Annotated in this window: 18 protein-coding genes; 3 read left to right on the top strand and 15 right to left on the bottom strand. The window is 57.9% G+C overall.

Translation table 11 applies throughout. The features are described from left to right. Positions 1-91: 91 nt before the first annotated feature. The 12 genes from AC1MEA_RS15920 to AC1MEA_RS15865 form a co-directional block, all read right to left on the bottom strand. Positions 92-1330, bottom strand: coding sequence for a methyl-accepting chemotaxis protein (locus AC1MEA_RS15920; RefSeq protein WP_480918154.1), 1239 nt, complete (start codon positions 1328-1330; stop codon positions 92-94). 590 nt (positions 1331-1920) lie between these two features. Further along, positions 1921-2325 carry a TraR/DksA family transcriptional regulator gene (locus AC1MEA_RS15915; protein WP_219061387.1) on the bottom strand — a complete coding sequence of 135 codons (405 nt, stop codon included), beginning with the start codon at positions 2323-2325 and terminating at the stop codon, positions 1921-1923. 266 nt (positions 2326-2591) lie between these two features. Then, on the bottom strand, positions 2592-3614 hold the full coding sequence (locus AC1MEA_RS15910; protein ID WP_219061388.1) for an ABC transporter permease: 1023 nt from the start codon (positions 3612-3614) through the stop codon (positions 2592-2594). 37 nt (positions 3615-3651) lie between these two features. Further along, positions 3652-5223 carry a sugar ABC transporter ATP-binding protein gene (locus AC1MEA_RS15905; protein ID WP_480416739.1) on the bottom strand — a complete coding sequence of 524 codons (1572 nt, stop codon included), beginning with the start codon at positions 5221-5223 and terminating at the stop codon, positions 3652-3654. 53 nt (positions 5224-5276) lie between these two features. Further along, on the bottom strand, positions 5277-6203 hold the full coding sequence (locus AC1MEA_RS15900; protein WP_480416738.1) for a sugar ABC transporter substrate-binding protein: 927 nt from the start codon (positions 6201-6203) through the stop codon (positions 5277-5279). A 134-nt stretch (positions 6204-6337) separates the two neighbouring features. After that, on the bottom strand, positions 6338-7363 hold the full coding sequence (locus AC1MEA_RS15895; protein WP_480416737.1) for a Gfo/Idh/MocA family protein: 1026 nt from the start codon (positions 7361-7363) through the stop codon (positions 6338-6340). Between the two features lie 76 nt (positions 7364-7439). Next, a complete protein-coding gene (gene iolG / locus AC1MEA_RS15890; protein WP_480416736.1) occupies positions 7440-8450 on the bottom strand; it encodes a bifunctional inositol 2-dehydrogenase/D-chiro-inositol 1-dehydrogenase in 1011 nt (336 codons plus the stop codon). Positions 8451-8493: 43 nt separating this feature from the next. Further along, positions 8494-10431 carry a 3D-(3,5/4)-trihydroxycyclohexane-1,2-dione acylhydrolase (decyclizing) gene (gene iolD / locus AC1MEA_RS15885; RefSeq protein ID WP_480416735.1) on the bottom strand — a complete coding sequence of 646 codons (1938 nt, stop codon included), beginning with the start codon at positions 10429-10431 and terminating at the stop codon, positions 8494-8496. Between the two features lie 115 nt (positions 10432-10546). Further along, the gene (locus tag AC1MEA_RS15880) at positions 10547-12049 is read right to left on the bottom strand and encodes a CoA-acylating methylmalonate-semialdehyde dehydrogenase (protein ID WP_480416734.1); all 1503 of its coding nucleotides are present in this window, start codon (positions 12047-12049) and stop codon (positions 10547-10549) included. Positions 12050-12091: 42 nt separating this feature from the next. Further along, positions 12092-12901 carry a 5-deoxy-glucuronate isomerase gene (gene iolB / locus AC1MEA_RS15875; RefSeq protein ID WP_480416733.1) on the bottom strand — a complete coding sequence of 270 codons (810 nt, stop codon included), beginning with the start codon at positions 12899-12901 and terminating at the stop codon, positions 12092-12094. Then, positions 12898-13833 carry a myo-inosose-2 dehydratase gene (gene iolE, locus AC1MEA_RS15870; protein WP_480416732.1) on the bottom strand — a complete coding sequence of 312 codons (936 nt, stop codon included), beginning with the start codon at positions 13831-13833 and terminating at the stop codon, positions 12898-12900. Before iolE ends, iolB begins: the two co-directional genes overlap by 4 nt. A gap of 53 nt (positions 13834-13886) precedes the next feature. Continuing rightward, complete coding sequence (locus AC1MEA_RS15865) at positions 13887-15824, bottom strand: bifunctional 5-dehydro-2-deoxygluconokinase/5-dehydro-2-deoxyphosphogluconate aldolase (RefSeq protein WP_480416731.1); 1938 nt, start codon at positions 15822-15824, stop codon at positions 13887-13889. A gap of 287 nt (positions 15825-16111) precedes the next feature. On the opposite strand from AC1MEA_RS15865, the gene AC1MEA_RS15860 reads away from it, so the two are divergent. From AC1MEA_RS15860 to AC1MEA_RS15850, 3 genes are all read left to right on the top strand, one after another. Further along, positions 16112-17020 carry a MurR/RpiR family transcriptional regulator gene (locus AC1MEA_RS15860; RefSeq protein ID WP_480416730.1) on the top strand — a complete coding sequence of 303 codons (909 nt, stop codon included), beginning with the start codon at positions 16112-16114 and terminating at the stop codon, positions 17018-17020. A 245-nt stretch (positions 17021-17265) separates the two neighbouring features. Beyond that, positions 17266-18585 (top strand): methyl-accepting chemotaxis protein, encoded by a 1320-nt coding sequence (locus AC1MEA_RS15855; protein ID WP_480416729.1) that lies wholly within the window; start codon positions 17266-17268, stop codon positions 18583-18585. Positions 18586-18747: 162 nt separating this feature from the next. Further along, positions 18748-19281, top strand: a complete 534-nt coding sequence (locus tag AC1MEA_RS15850; RefSeq protein ID WP_480416728.1) for a DUF4142 domain-containing protein — start codon at positions 18748-18750, stop codon at positions 19279-19281. Between the two features lie 49 nt (positions 19282-19330). Here the strand turns inward: AC1MEA_RS15850 and AC1MEA_RS15845 are convergent, their stop codons facing one another. The 3 genes from AC1MEA_RS15845 to AC1MEA_RS15835 form a co-directional block, all read right to left on the bottom strand. Then, the gene (locus tag AC1MEA_RS15845; RefSeq protein ID WP_480416727.1) at positions 19331-19978 is read right to left on the bottom strand and encodes a CGNR zinc finger domain-containing protein; all 648 of its coding nucleotides are present in this window, start codon (positions 19976-19978) and stop codon (positions 19331-19333) included. 100 nt (positions 19979-20078) lie between these two features. After that, entirely contained in the window at positions 20079-20690 is a 612-nt protein-coding gene (cysC, locus tag AC1MEA_RS15840; protein WP_480416726.1) for an adenylyl-sulfate kinase, read from the bottom strand. 42 nt (positions 20691-20732) lie between these two features. Beyond that, on the bottom strand, positions 20733-21941 hold the full coding sequence (locus tag AC1MEA_RS15835) for an MFS transporter (RefSeq protein ID WP_449636696.1): 1209 nt from the start codon (positions 21939-21941) through the stop codon (positions 20733-20735). Between the last annotated feature and the right edge of the window lie 12 nt (positions 21942-21953).

Here is a 21953-nt window from a genome sequence, read left to right as displayed (position 1 = left end):
GCCATCAAAAACCCATCATCGGCGGCAGACATATTTCGAGGGCGATTCCCGGCCCTTGGGAGGTGGAATCGCCTGAACATTCAGAAAGGCCCTACCCGCGCTTGGGTTGCGGCAGACCTTCGGGCTTGTAGCCCAGGCGCAGGCCGCCCCAATGGCGCCCCTTGACCATGATCGGCACCGACAAGTCGTGCATCAGTTCGCCGGTATCGCGGGTGTAGGTTTGCAGCAGTACCGGCTGTTGATGGCTGCCACAACGAATGCCCGTGCGGTCATCGAACTTGCGCTTGGTGCGGTTCTGCACCGTGTCGAGCTTGATGTCACCGGTCAACGGCTGGCTGAACACCTTGTTATGCGTCGGTACGTAGCCTTGCTGCGTACAGGCAATGGCAAAGACCAGACCCTCGTGGCTCGGCAAAATCGGCTCTTGGATCGACGGAAGCACCTGATCGGTATAACGATCAAATCGCGTCTGGAACTTGCTCGGCGACGTCTTGGGAATCAATTGATAACTGCGATCGAACAGGTCCTCGACGCTGATGCGGTTCTGCTCGATATCGGCTTCGAATTGCGCGGCTATCTGGCGGGCACCTTCGCGGGCGAGGTCATAGATACGCTGGTGATAATCGTCCAGCCCGACCTGGGCCAGGCGCTCACTGATGCTCTCTGCCTGCCCCTCCATCTGCACCGCGGCGCTGGCCAGTTGCCGCGTCTGCTCGTCACTGATCGCCAAATCACTGCGCATTTGCTCTACAGCGGTAAACAATCCGCTCAGTTGCTCCTGATTGTTCTGTGCACCCGCAGCAATCCCGTTGACTTGTGCCTCTACACCGGCCGCCAGGCGAGCAATGTTTTCCAAATGCTTGCCGGTGTGTTCGACCTGCTCCACGCCGCTGTCCAGATCAGTGGACAGCTGTCGGATCTGCTCGACCACTTGTCCGGTGCGCTGCTGAATGTCAGCCACCATCTGCCCGACTTCCTCAGTGGCACTGGCGGTACGACCGGCCAGACCGCGCACCTCATCAGCGACCACGGCAAAGCCACGCCCGTGCTCGCCCGCACGGGCAGCTTCGATGGCGGCATTGAGCGCGAGCAGATTGGTCTGACTGGCAATCGACTGAATAACCAGGGTGACACGTTGAATTTCTTCGCTGCGCTGGCTGAGGGCTTCGATCAGCTCACGGCTGCCAATGGCACGCTTGCTCAGTTGGTGCATACGGGTGATGGATTCAGCCAGTACGGTGCGTCCGGCATCACTGCTCTGCCTGGCCTCGCTGGCCGCCGTGAGCGCTTGCTGGCTGAGCTGGGAGGTCGCCTGCTCGGTAGTGATCATCACGTCGGCGCTGCTGACAATCTGCTCGGCGGCATCGAGCTGCGACTGAATCCTGGCCGCCAGCTGGCGTACGGAAAAGGCCACGCCTGCCGCAGAGAGCGCGTTATGGCTGGTGGTACGGGACAAGTCGCGGGTCAGCTGGGCGATATCGGTGCCGCTGCTCTGGGCCACGACCGAAGAAGGCTGACGGGTCAGCAAGCGCGGCAGCCAGATCAGCAACACCGCCACTGGCAAGCACACGTAGACCGACAAACCGCTAAAGGCCATCGCCAGCAATAACAGGCACAGCGCCAGACTCTGCAATAACGGTGCGAGCCAGGGCGATTTTTTAAGGGGGGTCAGTTCAGGGGACTGAGCCTGCGACGCAAGCGTCCCTACGAGAAGTCCGTCTCCAGCCATGTTTATCACCCACCTGTACTTATCGTTATTTGTCTGCATTAAACGCCAGACAACAACCATTAGCCATGAGTCGTTAGTGCTAGATCGACAGGTAATATTTAACGGGTGAAGACGTGCTCAGACGGATAGAACAACAGGCGCAACTCTACCGGGGCATTTGAATGCCCCTATAAAGCAAACGCCAGAGCCGATCAGGCCTGACGCTGGTGCTTGTCGATTTGCTCGTGACGTTCTTGAGCTTCGATGCAGTACTTAGTGGTCGGGCTGATCAGCAGGCGCTTGAGGCCAATCGCCTCGCCGCTGTCTTCGCACCAGCCAAAGCTGTCGTTGCCAATTCGTTCAAGGGCCATCTCCAGCTGAGGAAGCATGCGCTGATCACGATCAATCACGTTGACCAACCAGTGGCGCTCTTCTTCGACCGACGCCGCATCAGCAGGGTCGGAAGGCGTGTCCAGGCTTTCGATAGCGATACGACTCTGCTCGATTCGCGCATGGATCTCGACTTTCATGCCTTGCAGCAGCTCGACGAAGAAAGCGTGCTGCTCGGCATTCATGTAGTCATCGGCCGGCATCGCCAGCAACTTGTCCTTTGTCATTGATTTCTCTATAAAAAATACGTGCATTAAGGCGAATTAAGGAGCGGTTCAGCGTTGCCGAAAAAGCGCCATCGTCTCCAAGGGCCACCTGACACTCAATTTATGAGGGGCGGCAGTCTAAGGCCGGCGTGTTGACTCAGCAACATAATTGACGCGGATTTGCTCAACTAGTCGCGTAAGGAAACAGAAAAGGGCCCAGAAGGGCCCGTTCGTCGGCGAAAGCACTGTCCCTGACACGCCGCAGCGCCCCATTCGTCGGCACTGACTCAGCGTTTTATTTTGCGTTTGTTGCGGTATTGGTCGATCACCACCGCGACCACGATGATCAATCCCTTGATGATGTCCTGGATATAAGCGTCGACGCCGACGAACGTGAATCCGCTGGCCATGACCCCCAGGATCAACGCACCGATCACGGTTCCGGTGATGCGCCCCACGCCCCCGGCCAGGCTGGTGCCGCCGATCACCGCAGCAGCGATCGCGTCCAGCTCGTAAGACATGCCCATACCGGCCTGCCCCGTTGCCGCCCGCGCCGAAGCCACCACCCCCGCCAGCCCGGCCAACAAGCCCGCGATGCTGTAGACGATGATCAAGTGCCGTTTGACGTTGATCCCCGACGTTCGCGCCGCCTGCATGTTGCCACCGATGGCGTAGGTATATTTACCGTATTTGGTATAACGCAGGGCGATGTGAAAAATCACCGCGACTACCAGGAAAATGATGACCGGCATCGCCCCCTGACCGATGGCGGTGTACGAATCCGACAGCATGCTCACCGGCTGGCCTGACGTGTAGAAACGCGCCACCCCGCGCGCCGACACCATCATGCCCAGGGTCGCAATGAACGGCGGAATCCCGGTGATGGCAATGATGCTGCCGTTGATCGCCCCTGCCAGCAGCCCCACCCCCAGCCCCGCGACTATCGGAATCCACACTGGCAGATCGGTGAGCGATGGGAACACGGCCCGGGTAAAGTCCGAGGTTTGCGCCAGACTGGCAGCGATCATTGCCGACAGCGCCAGCACCGAACCCGAGGATAAATCGATACCGGTGGTAATGATGACCTGGGTCACGCCGATGGCCAGCAGACCAATGATCGACACTTGCAGGACCATCAACACCAGACGCTGAGAGTTAAAGAGAAAGCTCTGATCGCGAACGATCCAGCCAAATACTTCGAAGACCAGACCGATACCGATCAGCACCAGAAAAATGCTCAATTCAGTGGGCAAGCGTCGCTTCGATTTGACCGCCGCTACGGTGGGTTTATTTTCCAGAATCGCGTTCATTGCGGTTAATCCTCATGGTCTGCTGCGTGCTGACCCGCTAGTGAACAGAATGACCAGAGGCGAGGTGCATCACTCGCTCCTGGGTCGCTTCGCTACGGTCGAGCATGCCCATCATCTCGCCCTCATGCATGACCATGACCCGGTCACTCATGCCCAGAACTTCGGGCAACTCCGAGGAAATCATGATGACCGCCATGCCTTCGCTGGCCAGATAGGAAATCAATCGATAGATCTCCACTTTGGCGCCGACATCGATGCCACGGGTCGGCTCATCAAGGATCAGCACCCGTGGATTGGTCATCAGCCAGCGTGCAAGCAGAGCCTTTTGCTGGTTGCCACCGGACAAGGTGTCAATGCACTGTTCCAGCGACGGGGTTTTCACCCGCAGTTTCTTGCACATGTCCTCGCACAACGTGCGCAGGGCTTTTTGCTGGATAAACCCGCCATCGGCGTAGTGCGGTAACACCGCCATTTCCATGTTTTCCAGCACTGACAAGCAGGGAAACAGGCCGCTGAGCTTGCGATCCTCGGTTAGCAGGCCGAAGCCTTTTTCGATGGCCAGGTGCGGGTCACTGATACGCACGCTGACGCCGTCTAGCTGAATATCACCACCGTCACTGGGGGTGATACCAAAAATGGTTTCCGCGATATTGGTCCGCCCGGAACCCATCAGCCCGGCGATCCCCAGAATTTCGCCCGCGTGCAGATCAAACGAAACGCCCTGGAACACCCCATCCAGACGCAGATCGCGCACTGACATCAGCAGGTCGCCAATCGGCTTTTCACGTACTGGGAACAACTGTGTCAGCTCACGACCGACCATCATTGAAATCAGGCTGTCACCATCCATGCTGTCAGCACGCTGCAGGCCGATATAAGCACCATCGCGAAACACCGCCACTTCATCGGCGATGCTGAAGACCTCGTTCATTTTATGGGTGATATAGATGATGCCTTTACCCTGCGCCTTGAGGTCGGCAATGATCGAGAACAGGTGGGCGACTTCCTTGTCGGTAATGGCCGACGTCGGTTCATCCATGATCAGAATGTCGGAGTCGTAAGACACCGCCTTGGCGATCTCCACCATCTGCCGCTCGGCGATGCTCAGGTTGCCCACCAACTCCTCCGGATCGAGATTGATGCGCAAACGCTCGAGCAACGCGGCGGTGCAGCGGAACATTTCCCGGTGATCAATCATGTGCAGGCCATTGAGTTGCTCACGGCCGATCCAGATGTTTTCGGCGATGCTCATGTGCGGCATCAGGTTGAGTTCCTGATGGATCATCGCGATCCCGGCCTGCAACGCGGCTAGCGGTGTGTCGAAGCTGACGGGTTTGCCACGCAGGCGCAGCTCGCCGTTGTCGGGCTGGTAGATCCCGGCGATGATCTTCATCAAGGTGGATTTACCGGCGCCGTTTTCGCCCATCAACGCCAGCACCGAACCGGGGCGCACGCGCAGTTGCACATTGGACAGGGCCAACACGCCGGGGAAGCTTTTGCTGACGTTGATGATTTCCAACAGATAGGGCACATCGGCAGTATCGGTCGCAGCAGCGCCAGCCGATCGATCGGCCCTGGCGGTACTCGAAGCAGTAGCTGAAGCAAACATGTGACAGGCTCCTCAAGCGACATTCTTATTTTTGGGAAGAGGCAAAAGAGCTGCTATTTGAACGAATCGACATTTTCCGGGGTGATCAAGCGATAGGGCACCCAGACGGCTTGTTCCACGGGCTCGTGCCTGGCCATTTTCACCGCGGTGTCGATCGAGCCATCGGCCTGGCCCTTGGCATCCTGGAACACCGACATGGTCAGCGTCCCTTTCTTCACCGCGTGCAAGCCATCAGGCGCGCCGTCGATACCCGCGATCAAGACCGAGCCCTGTTCAACGCCCGCCTGTTTGAGTGCCATGGAAGCGCCAATCGCCATTTCGTCATTGTTGGCGACAACCGCGTCGAACTTTTTGCCCTGGGTAATCCAGTCGTTGGTCAGGTCCATGCCCTTCTGACGCAGCCACGTGCCGGTCTGCTCTTGGGTAATCTTGATGTCCGGATAATTGGCGAGCACCTCTTTAACGCCTTTGGTGCGGTTCTGGGTGGAGTTGTTCGCCAGATCCCCCAGCAGGATCACAATATTGCCTTTGCCCCCCATCTTGTCGGCCAGGTACTGCATCTGCATCTGACCGGCCTCCAGGTCATTGGAGGCGACCGTGACCACGCCCTTGGGCAGGTTCAGATCATCGGGTCTGCGGTTGACATAAACCAGCGGGATACCGGCCTTGACCGCAGCGGCGGTAATTTTTTGGGTGGCGGCGGTGTCCACCGGGTTGACCACAATGGCGTCGACTTTCTGGCTGATGAAGTTCTCGACCTGACTCAACTGTTTGACCACGTCGCTGCGGGCGTCTTCGAATTGCAGACTGACGCCGTCCGGCATCGACTTGGCTTTTTTATCCATGAATTCGCGCAAGTAGGTGAGCCAGGTATCGTCGAACTGCGACATGCTCACGCCAATTTTCAAATCGGCCAGAGCGGCCCCGCTACTGAACATCAGGGCCAAGGCAAGAGAGGTGAAGCGAATCCTGGTTTTCATGATCGGTCTGTCTCCAAGTGTTGGTTTTGTTGTATGGATAACCTGGAAACGACTCTATTGGAAAATAATTTCTATATCAATAAATTTTAGAATATTTTTATATTTTCATTTTGACTGCAGAAACAACCGGGCCATCAAACCGATAGATCCACCACCCGCCCCTGTTCAGCACTTAAACGGGCTGCATCCAGTACCACTGCCGACGCCACCGCATCACGCGGATCGACCGGGTTTGCCCCCCTGCCCTCAACCGCGTCCTGTAACTGGCGATAAAACGCGTCCCAGCAACCGCGCTCGGAGGGGATGCGCTCGCGCTGCGCGCCTTGCTCGAACCAGCCCCAGCGTCGATGTTCCTCGACGCCCCAGCTGTCGCCTTCGCTTTTGGGTGACAAACCGGCCAGCGAGGCCGCTTCCTGCCCGTCCAGACCTTCGACGCTGTAACAGCCCGCTGATCCGCTGACCCGAAAGCGCGGCCCAGGGCAGTTCTGCAAACAGCTGCCCCACAGGTGCGAAACCACACCGCTGGCATGGGTTAGAGAAACAAAAAAGGCGTGATCGAGCAGTGTGTCCTGGGTGGCGAAATCCAGCTCGGCATAGACCCGTGATACCGGCCCAAACAACAACAGCGCCTGATCCACCAGATGGCTACCCAAATCACGCAGCATCCCGCCGCCGCTCACCTTGCCCACCGATTTAGGCGAGTAGCGTTCGACCCTGGATTCGAATCGGCTAATGTCGCCCAACACGCCGTTGTCGATCAGTTTGCGCACCGTCAGGAAGTCGGAATCCCAGCGCCGGTTCTGATAGACGCTGAGCAACACGCCCTTCTGCTCTGCGGCCTGGACCAACTCACGGGCCTGCGCCGCATCGCTGGCAAAGGGTTTGTCGCTGACCACCGCCACGCCCAGCCCGATCGCCTCGAGGATCAGCGCCCTGCGCGATGCCAATGGCGTGGAAATCACCACGGCATCGATGCCGCTGGCAACCAGCTCGGCGAGCGTATCGAACGCCGCCACTTTGGGGTGGTCCTGCGCCAGCTCCCGACGCCGCTCCGGCGAACGGGTCACCACGCCGACGAACGTCGCACCGGGCAAACTGGCGATCAAAGGCGCGTGAAAATAGCGCCCACCCTTGCCATATCCCACTAATCCAATGCGCATCGGGTTCTCCTGTTGATGGCGGCTTCTATTTCAAATACTGCGGTGTTTGAGGCACCGCTTTCGCGAAGGCGATCTATCAGACATAAAAAGCTGGACGATCCGCCAAGCTCACCGGGACGATAGCACCGCTGTTCTGTGCTTCGATGCAGGCATCCGCGGTGACTGCCGCCGCATAGCCATCCCAGGCCGAAGGACCGCCAACCTGGCCTGCCCGGACGCCATCAATAAACGCCTGCAATTCGACGTCATAGGCCGCGATGAAGCGGTCCTTCCAGTCCATCAGGATCGCATTGGACAGCTTCGCCCCGCTGCGCAGTTGCACTTGCGAAGGCTCCGGCAGTCGAGCGATGCCGGTCTCACCTACCACTTCGCACTGAATGTCATAACCGTATTGGCAATTAACGAACACTTCGACATCGATGCGCGTGCCTTTGGCGGTTTCCAGCAGAACGATCTGCGGGTCCTTGAGGTGAGCGAAGGCCTTGCCGGACTTGCGCGGAAACACCACCTGCACCGACACATAGTCATCATCGAGCAACCAGCGCAGCACATCGATCTCATGGATCAAGGTGTCGGTGATCGCCATGTCGGTCTTGTAGTTTTCGCCGACGGTCGGGTTGCGATGGGCGCAGTGCAGCATCAAGGGTTCGCCGATCTGACCACTGTCGATCACTGCTTTGAGGGCGCGATAGCCTTCATCGTAAGGACGCATGAAGCCAACCTGAACCAGCCGTTTGCCGTGAGTAATTTCGGCCTCGACGATCCGCCGACAGCCCTCAGCGGTCACTGCTAAAGGCTTCTCGCAGAATACCGGCTTGCCCGCAGCAATTGCGGCAAGCACGAACGCTTCATGGCTCGGCCCCCAGGAGGTAACCAGCACCGCCTCGACTTCCGGCGACTGGATCAGTGCGTGCCCGTCGGCATACACCTCGACCGTCAGGTTCAGGTCGCGGGCGACCTTGGCGGCCTGCTCCAGATTGATATCGGTCAGGGCCACGACCTGACTGCCCAGCAGGGTCTGGCTGCAGCGCCGGATATGGTCCTGGCCGATTGCCCCGGTCCCGATTACGCCTAATTTCAATGCCATGTCAGTACTCCCTTGGATGTGTTTCAGGTCGCTGGAGGGGTTCTCAGTATTTGCGGGCTTTCGCCAATTCTTTATTCAGCTTCTCGAAGACCTGGGCCGTCGTGCCTTTGGTCGAGACTTCGGCCACCCCCACCCGCCACCAGGACAGGTATTTGTGGATCATGGTCTTGGGCAGAACCTTGATGTCGATCAGCGTCGACACGCTTTGTTTCTGCGCATCGATCAGTGCCGCTTCCAGCTCAGGAAGGGTATTCACCTTGTAGGTCTTGCAGCCGTAGGCGGCCGCGCTCATGGCGAAATCCACCGGCACGAAGTCGCCATCCAGCTTGCGGGTTTCCGGGTTACGGAAGCGGAATTCGGTGCCAAAGCTGTCCATCCCGTGCCCCATTTGCAGGTTGTTGATGCAGCCGAAGGTCATGTTGTCGAGCAGGATGACGTTGACCTTGCACCGCTCCTGAATAGACGTGGCCAACTCTGAGTGGAGCATCATGTAAGAGCCGTCGCCGACCAGCGCATAGACCTCTCGCTGCGGCTCGGCCAGCTTGACCCCCAACGCGGCATTGACCTCGTAACCCATACACGAATAGCCGTATTCGACGTGGTAGGTGTTAACCCCGGTGCTGCGCCAGGCGCGCTGCAAATCCCCCGGTAAACTGCCCGCTGCGGCAACGATCACCGCGTCGCTGGGCAGGCTCTGGTTGAGCACACCCAGAACCCTGCTTTGGGTCAGGCAGGAGCCGGTTAACTCGATGAATTCGCGTAACACCGCGGGGTCGAGGTGGTCGTTGATTTCCGGGACAAAATCCTGAGTCTGGTATTCGACCGCGTAGAGACGGTCCACTTCAGCCTCCAACTGCGCCCGAGCCCGTTGTGGCTGGTCACCCCAGGCCGAGCGATAGCCGCTTTCTTCCAGCGCTTCGGTCAACGCCTCCAATGCCACTTTGGCGTCGGCCAGCACTTGCACCCCGTCAAGTTTCTGCGCATCAAACGCACTGACGTTGAGGTTGAGAAACTGCACGTCAGGATTCTGGAACAACCATTTGGATGCGGTGGTGAAATCGCTGTAACGGGTGCCGACGCCGATGATCAAATCTGCTTCCCTGGCCAACAGGTTAGCGGCTAACGAGCCGGTTTCACCTAAGCCACCGAGGTTCAGCGGATGCGCCGAGACGATGGCGCTTTTACCGGCCTGGGTTTCGGCGAACGGAATGTCGAAGCGCTCGGCAAACGCCTGCAACGCGTCCGCCGCACCTGAGTAACGCACCCCGCCGCCACACACCAGCAACGGTTTGCGTTTGCCTTTGAGTAATGCCAATGCATCGCCGAGCATGGCTCCGCTGGCAGGGCGACGGTCGATGCGGTGCACACGTTTTTGCAGGAAGCTGTCGGGGTAGTCATAGGCTTCTGCCTGTACATCCTGAGGCAGCGCCAGGGTTACGGCGCCGGTATCAGCAGGATCAGTCAGCACGCGCATAGCGTTGAGCGCCGCGCTCATCAATTGCTCGGGACGGTTGATCCGGTCCCAATACTTGCTCACAGCCTTGAATGCATCGTTGGTACTGATGCTCAGGTCGTGAAATTGCTCGATCTGTTGCAGGACCGGGTCTGGCTGACGGCTGGCATAGACATCGCCTGGCAATAGCAGCAGCGGGATGCGGTTGGCGGTGGCCGTGGCAGCCGCTGTCAGCATGTTCGCGGCCCCCGGCCCGACCGATGACGAACAGGCGTAGATCTTGCGCCGCAGGTTCTGCTTGGCGAAACCGATGGCGGCGTGGCACATGCCCTGTTCATTGCGGCCCTGATGGACAATCAACTGGCCGCTGTCCTGCTCCAGCGCCTGGCCGATGCCCAACACATTGCCGTGTCCAAAAATGGTGAAAATCCCGGCGACGAATTTACTCTGAACCCCGTCGACTTCGACGTACTGGTTATCGAGAAACTTCACCAGTGCCTGGGCCATGGTTAAACGTGTGGTTTTCATGTTCGCACCTTGTTACTTAGGTGATGTTGACGTGTAGGAGCGCGCTTGCCCGCGATCGCGACTTATGGGGCGAAGAGAGGTGCCGAATGTGCCGACGCCATCGCGCACACACGATTTATTGAGCGGTCGGCATACTGAATTCGGGGCCGTTGGCGATGCTGTCGGGCCAGCGCTGCATCACGCTTTTGTAGCGGCTATAGAAACGCATGCCTTCTTCGCCATAGGCGTGGTGATCGCCAAACAGCGAGCGCTTCCAGCCACCAAACGAATGCCAGGCCATCGGTACCGGAATGGGCACGTTGATCCCGACCATGCCGACCTTGATCGTGCGGGCAAAAGCACGAGCAATGCCGCCGTCACGGGTGAAGCACGACACGCCGTTGCCAAATTCATGGGCATTGATCAGCGCCACCGCGCTGGCGAAATCTGCTACGCGGACGATGCCCAGCACCGGACCGAAAATTTCTTCTTTATAGATGCTCATTTCCGGCGTGACGTTATCGAACAGCGTGGCGCCGACAAAAAAGCCCTGTTCGGCGCCCGGCACCGTGAAGTGGCGTCCATCGACGAGCAGTTGCGCGCCCTGCGCCACACCCTGATCGATGAAGCCCTCGACCTTGGCCTTGTGCACGTCGGTCACCAGCGGGCCCATGTCGATGTCGCTCTGCATGCCGTTGCCGACCTTGAGCTGATCAATCCGTGGCAGCAGCTTTTCAATCAGACGGTCACCCACATCACCCACCGCCACCGCGATGGAAATCGCCATGCAGCGCTCGCCCGCCGAACCGTAAGCCGCGCCGATCAGCGCGTCGGCCGCTTGATCCAGGTCGGCGTCAGGCATGACGATCATGTGGTTTTTGGCGCCGCCCAAGGCTTGTACACGCTTGCCCTGGGAAGTCCCTTGTTGGTAGATGTACTCGGCAATCGGCGTCGAGCCGACGAAAGAAATCGCCTCGATGTCCGGGTGTTGCAGCAAGCCGTCAACCGCCACCTTGTCGCCCTGCACCACGTTGAACACACCATCGGGCAGGCCCGCTTCGGTGAGCAAACGCGCCATCAACAGGCTGGCCGACGGATCGCGTTCGGAAGGTTTTAGAATGAAAGCGTTGCCGGTGACCAGCGCCATGGGAATCATCCACAGTGGCACCATCACCGGAAAGTTGAACGGTGTGACCCCGGCACAGACACCCAGTGGCTGACGCAGGTTCCAGTTGTCGATGCCGCCACCGATGTTGTCACTGAAATCGGTTTTCAACAGGCTCGGTGCACCGCAGGCGAACTCGACGATTTCGATCCCGCGCGTCACTTCGCCCTTGGCGTCGGAGAACACCTTGCCGTGTTCGCGGCTGATGATTTCCGCCAGTTCGTCGTGGTGCTGATCAAGCAGCTCCTTGAACTTGAACATCACCCGCGCACGGCGCAGGGACGACTGATCGGCCCAGGCCGGGAACGCCGCCAGCGCAGCAGCGACGGCCTCGTCCACGGTTTTCAAGGTTGCCAGTGCAACCCGTGCCTGCACGCTGCCGGTCGCTGGGTTGAACACGTTACTGTATCGCTCGCTGGCGCCGTCTTGGACCTTGCCATTGATGTAATGGCCGATAACCGGGGACTCGCTCATGCCGCTGCTCCTCGCACTCAATTCAATCAATAGAAAACAGGATCAAAGATCCAGCAGCCAGCTGTGCTGAGGATCGTTATGGAATTGCCAGGCGCGCTTCGGCCCGGCCATGACGTTCAGGTAATAGGACTCGTAGCCATACGGCACGCTGACCGGGTGATAGCCCTTGGGCACGGTCACCAGATCGTTGTTTTCCACGGCCATCGCCTGATCGATGCTGCGATCGTCGGTGTACACGCGTTGGAACACGAAACCCTGGGGTGGGTTGATCTGGTGGTAATAGGTTTCTTCCAGAAAGCTTTCGTGCGGCAGGTCGTCCTGATCGTGTTTATGCGGTGGATAACTCGACGAATGCCCGGATGGCGTGCGCACCTCCACTACCAGCAACGAATGCGCTGGCTCGGTATCGGGAAGGATGTCGCAGACATAACGGGTGTTGGCCGCCTTGCCACGCGTGCTGCGTTTCATGCTGTCTGGGGTGATCAAGCGTGCAGACAGATTTTTCGTCACATCGCCAGGGGCCGCGCAGACCGCGACTTGTGCGGCGCTGAGCGCGGTGATCTGCGCTTGGCTATGGGGCGGCAAGTACACCGCGAACGGCGATTTGTCTTCGAAGACCGACTTGCGATCTCCGATATTCTCCCACTGGAAACCGCCCTGCCCCGACGCCTCACCCTTGACGCTGACCCGCCCACTGAGCAGGACCAGACACAGCTCCTTGTCCCCGGCACTCACCGGTAGACTTTCGCCGACCGTCAGACGATAGGCGGCGAAGCCCACGTACTCCAAAACGCCGGTACCGAGTTCAACCATGGTGCGGCCTTCACGCTTGCTTTTGACCAACAGGCTCATTGTCCGGCGCTCCTTTTCTGAGCACTGGTCAGCAGACCGCGCAACGTCTCGTAGCCTTTTTTGGCGTAGACGTAACAGGGTGCGACAACCGGATCCTGCTCGGCCTCGACCACCAGCCAGCCGCTGTAGTCCGCAGCCAACAGCACGTCGAGCAGCGCAGCAAAGTCGATATCGCCATCACCAGGCACGGTAAAGGTGCCGTTGATGATGCAGTCGGGGAAGCTCCACAGGTTGTTGCGCACCAGTTGCACCACCGGCTTGCGCACGTCCTTGAAGTGCACATGGCAAACGCGCTGGATGTGCGTTGTCAGCACCTGCAGCGGCTCGCCGCCGCCCATGTAGCAATGGCCCGAATCAAACAACAGCCCAACTTCATTGCCCGTCAGGGCCATCAACCGATCGATGTCCTGCGGCGATTCGACGTAGGCACCCATGTGGTGGTGATAGGCCAGACGTACGCCTTGAGACAAGGTGAAACGTGCCAGCTCGGTGAGTTTGTCGGCGTACTCCTGCCAGGCCTGATCGCTGTGAAAGCGTGGCCGTTCAACCAGAGGGATGCGCTGGCCTTGAATCGAGTCAGCCACCTCGCCGTACACTAAAACGTTGGCGCCGTTTTCGGCGAGCAACTGAACGTGACCGGCGATGGACTCGATTTCCTCCGCAACGGAACGCTGGGCCAGGCGGCTGGAGTACCAGCCAGACACCAGCGCCAGATCGTAAGGGCGCAACACGTCGCCGACACCCTTGGCGTCCTTGGGGAACTTGCCGTTGAGTTCGAAACCTTCGTAGCCGATCTCCTTGCCTTCGCTCAGGGCCGTGCTCAAGGGTGTTTCGCCGCCGAGGGCAGGCAGGTCGTCGTTGCTCCAGGAGATGGGATTGATGCCAATCCGGATCGCCGAAGAGCCAGAGGGAGAGCGCGTGGAAGCGGGCATGGCTGCACCTTTTTTTGTTTTCAACTGACAGATTTCAGATCACAGCGACGGCGTCAGACTCGTGCCTCACGCCAGGACTCGATCAAGAGCACAAAGGTGCCTTGCACGCGGCTGATCAAGGTTGCATCGTCGATTTCGCCGGCCATCCAGGCCCGACTGGGTTCCTGAAAAATTGTCCGGCCCACGGCAAAACCACGGCAGCTGCTGCTGTGGCGAGCTTGTTTGAAGCCATTGGCCAACGCTTCGACAGGCGCGTTCAGGCCCAGCAGCACCACCCCTCGACAATAAGGATCACGCTCGCGGATCAACTCATCGAGTTGCTGCCAGACCTCGGCGGTCTGTGCTTCGATCTTCCACCAGGCCGGGAAAATCCCCAGGTTGTACAGGCGCTTCAGCGCGCGATAGAGCACGTCGGGATAGCTGGACGGATGATCTTTGGGTGGAATTATTTCCAATAGCAGTTCGTGCCCGCTGACCTGTGCGGCCTGGTACAGCCCCATGAGCTGCGCCTCCTGCTCCAGACGCAACAGCGGTTCGTCATCGGGATGGAATTGCACCAGGCATTTGATGATGTGTTCCTGAGGCCAATTCTGCAGATTGCTGCCTATCGAACGACCATGTTCAAACATCAGCGGCCGTGAGCCCTGCACCTCCACTGGGCGGGCGACCCACCAGCCACGGCCGGTCGCGGCGTTCAGTGAGTCCTGACCAAAACGCTGATCAGCCAACAGCCCGACATCGGCTTCAATGCCCCGCGCTTTCAAATCGATGTCGACCCGCTCCACGGCCTGAATGAATAGCTGCTTGAGCTGACCAATGCTGCTCAGGTCACGACCGGCTTTCTGCGCCAGCTCCACCAGTTGCCCACGATGATCGAAGGCGAAAATAAACAGCTGCTTCCATTGCTTACGCGGCACGCTGACCTGATGCAGGCGTTGCAACACCGGGTCCTGATCCGGGCGAGTAATCGGCACCGGGCTGTTGAACAGATAATCGAGTTCCGCCACGGTCGGCATGGCGGGCGCGCAGGCATGCCGGGACACCACCAGACCACCGCAGGCATTGGCCAACTGGCAGCAACGCTCGTCGCTGGCATCGTTCAGCCAACCTTTCAGGTAGCCCGACATAAAGGCATCGCCGGCACCGAGAACGTTCAGTACTTCAACCCGCACGCCGGGGTAGATCGCGCCGTCTTCCAGACGGGCCGGAATCACCCCGTGAATCACCGTGCAGCCTTGCGGGCCGAGCTTGACCACCAGTGTCGCGGCAGTCAGGCCACGCACCGTGCGCAGAGCACTGAGCAAGTCGCTGGAACCACCCGCCATCAAAAACTCTTCTTCGGTACCCACGATCAGGTCGAAGCGCGGCAGAATGCGCTGCACATGCTGGCTGACTTTTTTATCGGCAACGAACCGGGTTTCGCCGTCGGACTTGCCTGCCAAACCCCACAGCACCGGGCGGTAGTCAATATCGAGGATGCGTTTGACGTTGTGTTTTTCGGCGTAATCCAGTGCCTGGCTACTGGCCTTGAACACCTGATCAGTGGAGAAATGGGTACCGGTGATCAACAGGGCTTTGCTGGAGGCGATCAGCGCTTCACTGACGTCTTCGCTGCGCAGCGCCATGTCCGCGCAGTTTTCGCGGTAGAACACCAAAGGGAAGGTTTCGCGGTCCTTGAGGCCCAGCAGAACCAGGGCAGTCAAGCGCTCAGGATCGACCTTGACCCCGCTGACGTCACACCCTTCCCGGACCAGGGATTCGAGAAGGAAGCGGCCCATATGGTCGTCGCCGACCCGGCTGAGCATGGCGGATTTGAGCCCCAAACGAGCCGTGCCGAAGGCGATGTTCGCCGACGAGCCACCGAGGTATTTGGCAAAACTGCTGACATCCTCCAGCCGCGCACCGACCTGCTGTGCGTAAAGATCGACGCCGAGGCGTCCGAGGCAAATCAGATCCAATTGACGCCCACTGGCAAAACGAGTCTGGCCCATGCTGGCTCCTGTTATTTTTATCAGCCTGCGTTGCGCGCCGAGGTTGCGCGAAACGCTCTTGGTGGGTGCAGACTAGAACGTCTACCGACGCCGATCAATATTTATTCTATAAAATATTTATGTGGAATATTTTTTCCAATATGCTTTGGTGTAATGGCACTTCGTGCTAAACAGGCGAGGATATAACTCACAACCCCTGTAAACTGCGCAGTCTATTGTCAGGGGCGCAGAGCCGGTTCTTTCGGCGCGCAATGCCTTATAAGAGCAAGCCAGAAGGATTGAATCGTATGCCCAGCACTGATCAGCACCCGTTGCCCGAAAACAGCGCCGACACGCCTCCAGCGAACGCCGAAGGTCTGCTCAAGCTGATCACCGCTGAATACGAAAACCTGCCGCGCCAGCTCAAGCGCATCGCGACCTACATGAGCCAGCAAAGCGACCGGATCATGGTCGACCGCATCAGCGACATCGCCCGCGAATGCGAAGTGCATCCATCGGCCATCGTGCGGTTTTCCCAGCGGTTCGGTTTCAGTGGCTTCAGCGAAATGCAGGCACTGTTTCGCGAGGCCTATACCCACAAGACCACCCCGGTTCAGAACTACCAGCAGCGCATTCGCAGCATGATCGCCAACAAGTCGCAGAAAGCCAGCGGCGGCGACCTGGCACGTGACTGTGTGAATGCCACGCTGTCCGGGCTGGAGCGCCTGGGCGCAGAACTGGATGACGAAGCCTTCGACGAAGCGGTTGATCTGGTGGTCAACGCCGACAATATCTATGTGGTCGGTGTACGCCGGTCCTTCGCGGTCGCCGACTACCTGGTGTACAACCTGCAGCACACCGACAAGCGTATCCACCTGATCTCAGGCCTGGGCGGCAGCTATCGCGAACAAATGCGCAGCGTGCGCGCCAACGACCTGGTCATCGCCATCAGCTTCACGCCCTATGGCAAAGAAACCCAACACTGCCTGCGTATCGCCCAGCACAATCAAGCCAAGACCCTGATCATCACCGACAGCAACCTATCCCCCTTGGCCAAACGCGCCAACGCAATATTGCTGGTCAACGAAGGCAGCTCCTTCGCCTTTCGCTCCCTGAGCGCAACGCTGTGCCTGTGCCAGGCGTTGTTCATCGCCGTGGCTTATCGGCTGGAGCTGAAAGTCGATCAGATACATGAACAGGTAGGGTTTGAGGATTAGGGTCGAGCAACGGCCGACAGGTTCAGGGCGCCCGCTATTCGCAACCTATCCAAAACAACAGCATGCAATTCAAACGAATATAAGTTGTACAAAAACAAAATTATGTACAACTAATTACAGCTTTTTAGACCAAAATACGTATGATGGCCTTCTAGCATAACCCCATGTAAGAGGGCATCTGTTCGCCACATTGGCTACGGACCAGGCGCTTTTACTCATGCCTTTTTTCCTGAGCCAGGTGCAGCATGCTATTTTCGTCACGTAAAAAAGCTATACAGGACTTGCAACAAACCGTTGCCCAGCAAGCCAGTCTGCTGCAGGCCATCGACCGCTCCATGGCGATCATCGAGTTCGACTTGAACGGCATCGTGCTCAGCGCCAACGACAATTTTCTCAGCACCCTGCGTTATCGACGAGAGGGTGTGATCGGTAAAGAACACCGATTGTTCTGCACTTACGAATACGGTCAAAGCGACGAATACACGCAGCTGTGGTCACGTCTGCGGGCGGGGGATTTTGTGTCCTCGACCTTTCGCCGCGTCGCAGGCGATGGGCAACCGGTCTGGCTCGAAGCCAGTTATAACCCGGTCAAGGACGCCACGGGCAAGGTGGTGAAAGTCGTCAAATATGCCCTGGACGTCACTCAGAAAGTCCAATTGGAAGCTGAAGCGCGCAACAAGCTTCAGGCCATCGATCGCGCCATGGCAGTGATCGAGTTCGATCTGGATGGACGCGTTCTCGCCGCCAATGGAAACTTCCTGAAACTGGTGGGCTACACCCTGACTGAACTACTAGGCAAGCATCACCGAATGCTATGCCCGCCCGAAATGATCAACAGTGATGAGTACGCGGATTTCTGGCGACGCTTGAACACCGGTGAATTTTTCAGCGGCCAATTCAAACGGGTTGGCAGGCACGGCCAGACCCTCTGGATGGAGGCCAGTTACAACCCGGTGTACGACGCCAGCGGCAAATTGTGGAAGGTGGTCAAATTTGCCTCCGATATCACCGCACGCATCGAACAACATGAACAGGATGCCCGTAGCGCCGCGCAGGCGTTTCACATCTCGGTCGAGACACAAAAAGTTACCGAGCAAGGCTCACAAGTGATTCAGCAGGCCGCCAGTGAAATGCGCCAGATATCCCTGAACATCGAGGACTCCTCCCGGATCATCACCCAGCTGGGCGAACGCTCGGACCAGATCAGCGCCGTCGTCAATACCATCCGCAGCATCGCCGACCAAACCAATTTACTGGCCCTCAACGCAGCCATTGAAGCCGCGCGGGCCGGGGATCAGGGGCGAGGATTCGCGGTGGTTGCCGACGAAGTCCGGCAACTGGCAGGACGTACAAGTCGCTCCACCGCAGAAATATCAGACATGATTCAGGTGATCCAGAGCGAGACCCAACGGGCCATCGACAGCATGAACAATACCCGGGCCACCGCCACCAAAGGTGTTGAACTGGCCGATCAGGCTGGCGCGGTCATTGTGCAAATCAGCGACGGTACAAGCCATGCCGTGGATGCGGTGAGGATGTTTGCTCATCAGGATGTGACGCGCTGATAAAAGAGCGATTCAGCACCGCTGACCCGCCCCGCTCATCGGTTGCTTATCTTATTCGTTAAACCTTTTCGGGCGCATGACTTCCAATACTTTGCGAGCCATCAAGACCTCGCCACAGCACGCATCCATAGATGCGTGATCGTTTAGCCTTTCTGAGCCTTGTTGTTTATCCGTCTGAGGTATTCAAGCATGAAGCTCTCTTCTTCTATCTTTCGAGTCACCAGTTTTGCGCTGGTACTCGGCATGGCCTGCGTGCCTGCCTATGCGGCTTCCCCGGCAGTCTTCGTTGACCACGCCTCGGCCAAAAGCATGGCGGAAATCCAGACCAGCCAACTGGCGCTGGAAAAGAGCCAATCCGAAGACGTGAAAAACTTTGCTCAACAGATGATTAAGGACCACACCGACGCCAACCAGAGACTGGCCACCGTTGCTAAAGCGTTGAAGGTACCGCTGGCGCGCGAAACCGATTTGATGGATCGGGCCAAGAACATGGCTCTTCAATACCGCGGCGCATCGTTCGACAACGCCTACGCCAACAACCAAGTGAAGGCGCATGAGGTCATTATCCAGTTGTTTGAAGATGAAATAAGGACGTCGCAGACACCAGCACTCTCTGCCTTCGCCAAAGAGACATTACTCATGTTGCAGGAGCACCTGAAAATGGCGAAACAGCTCCAGGCTAAATACAACCAGTGAACTAGACCCGGCGCGCCCCTCACAGGCAAACCGTGCACGCCATATGGTCCTATTCAACAGGGTCAAGCGCGGTCGAAGCCCTCTTCGCCTTCTCTCGACTGCCGCAGATACTCATCTGGCACCAGCGTCGACGACCATTTTTCGAGGTGTCGAGAAACAGCCAGTCGCAGGCGTGGGTTGAACAGAGTTTGAGCCGGGCCAACTCCGGAGATGTCAATAATGAAGCCGCCTGCACCGCTAAGCGACCGATCAGGCTTGCCATCATTTCTTCCAGCGTATTGCTACGACACCACCCCCATATCGTAGCGCCCTCCACTGACTCCAATTGATGGTAAGGCGCTGCATCCACCAAGGCTTTATTGAGGGAAGCAAGGGCTGCGGGAGTTATCCGGTGCCCCTCGGCAATAGGGAAGAATAATCCATACAGCTGTTCGCGAAACGCGATCAGCTGCTGATAAGCACCGTTCTGCTCATAAGACGAAGCCGGCATCAATGTCAGAAGATGGTCGCGTTCGGCCGTACTGATCAAGTTCGCATGTTGAAACCAATAGATGATGTCTTCCAGGGTCAACAAGCTTTCGGCAACTTCGCTCAATGACGTTCCTGGTCGGCGACCATTGCAACTGTTTAAAAAATCCAGCACCGCCATACCCCCCACCAAGCGAAGCGACTGTATCCTCATGAGACGAAGAGGCATGGCGAACTCCTGTCACTATTAAAAAAACAATAATGACAGAGAATAACGGCTTGCCAATTATTTTAGACGGAGCGTTCTAATGTTATGCCGAACGGCTCGATCAGCCCCGCAGACGCGTGCACATCCATGACACGATGATATCCACTGCCTCCTCGACGGTCACACAATCAGACGGTATATACAGTTCAGGGCATACCGGCGCCTCATAAGGCGAGTCGATCCCTGTGAAGTCACGGAGCTGTCCGTTCCTGGCTTTGCGATACAGCCCTTTGGGGTCTCGCGCCTCGACCACGCTCAAGGGCGCATCGACAAACACTTCGACGAATCGATCATTGCCAATGATCGAGCGAGCGTGATGACGTGAGGCCGAGGTCGGTGAAACCAGCGCCACAATAACCAGTAATCCCGCATTGACCATGAGTGCCGCAACTTCGGCAACACGACGAATATTCTCAAAGCGGTCATCCAGGGTAAATCCCAAATCTTTGCACAGACCGGTCCTGAGCGAGTCACCGTCGAGAACGCAAGAGGGACAACCGGCGGACTGGAGCACGCTGTACAACGCACCTGCAATAGTCGATTTCCCTGAAGCCGACAAGCCGGTTAACCACACGACAACGGAGGCCTGTTTGAAGTCGGTAATGTCCGGCTCGCTAACGGTGGAGGAAAAAAAGTTAAAGGTCGAAGTTGAGCCCACGCACTGAGTTTTCATGACGCACCGTCCCTGGTTTAGAGGTCAATCATTCGTAATGGATCAGTCGTTTTGGCGCACGTCAGGCAGCATGGCGACCACCACCAGTTGCACCAGCAGTAATATCGAAATGAACATGTAAAGGGGGGCGAACGAGCCCAGTACATCTTTGCAAACTCCCCCCAGAAAGTTGCCGCACACCCCGCCTAGTCCAATCAGCACATTGGCGATACCGAACGCTTGGGTCAGACGACTGACACCCACGATCTGGCCGATATACGTCGGCACCAGGCCGAAAACCGGATAGAACGCCAGGGCAAAAAGAAAGCCGGCAACATAAAAATAGCCCTCACTGTCGAAGTGATAGACGCACAGGCTCGCCACACAGGCGCTGGTGAAACACAGGATCAACGCCAGACGAGCGCCGACTCGATCAGCGATCCAGCCCACCAGAAAGCCGGCCGCCATACCCACCGCTCCAATGGTCGACCAGACCAGCCCTGCGGTGGAGGCGGAGAGGCCGAGCTCCTCGCGCATGAACGGGGCCAGGTAGGTTTGAAAGGGCAGCAGAGTCAGGCCATTGAGAAAAGCCACCAGCCACATCATATAGAGGGGGCCGCTCAGCCATTTCTGATCGCCCTGCTCGACAACCGATTGCTCGCTCGCCGGGATGGCCGGTGACGGCGTGTTGCGCAGTAAAAAGTAAGCCAGGACGCATAATGCCAAGGACACCAGACCGGCAGTCAGCCAGATATTTCGCCAACCACCCAGCAAGGTGAGTGAGCTGACCAACAAACCATTGATGAACACCCCGTAACTGGTACCACTGGAAATCAACCCCATGACGCGTGCGCGCTTGTTCGCCGCGAAGCTTTTGGTCACGATCTCTGCCAGCGGGATATAGGCCGATGCTGAACAGCCGCCGAGCAGTATCAACAATGCACCCGACAACCAGATGTTGTTGCTCACGGCCAAACCCAATAGCGACAGGGCTGTGACGAGGGTCGAATAGAGGCTTATTTTCCACCCCTGAAAAAATCTCCCGAGGTAGCTGGTCAGAACCGAAAAGCTCAAAAACCCTAACTGCGCGCCCCCGGTTATCAGGCCCACGGCGGTATAGCCGAAACCCAGATCACGGCGCATATCGACCACCAGACTGGCGAACAGGTACACGCCAAAACCATAGGTGCTGGCGACAAAACCTGTCAGCACGATTGCCAGAACAACCCCATTAACGCCCGGAGCCCGCGCACCTATCGCGTAAGTTGTCATTGAACGTTCCTT

This window comes from Pseudomonas sp. ASL8, assembly GCF_056680355.1.
This window is presented reverse-complemented; position numbering and strand designations above follow the sequence as displayed.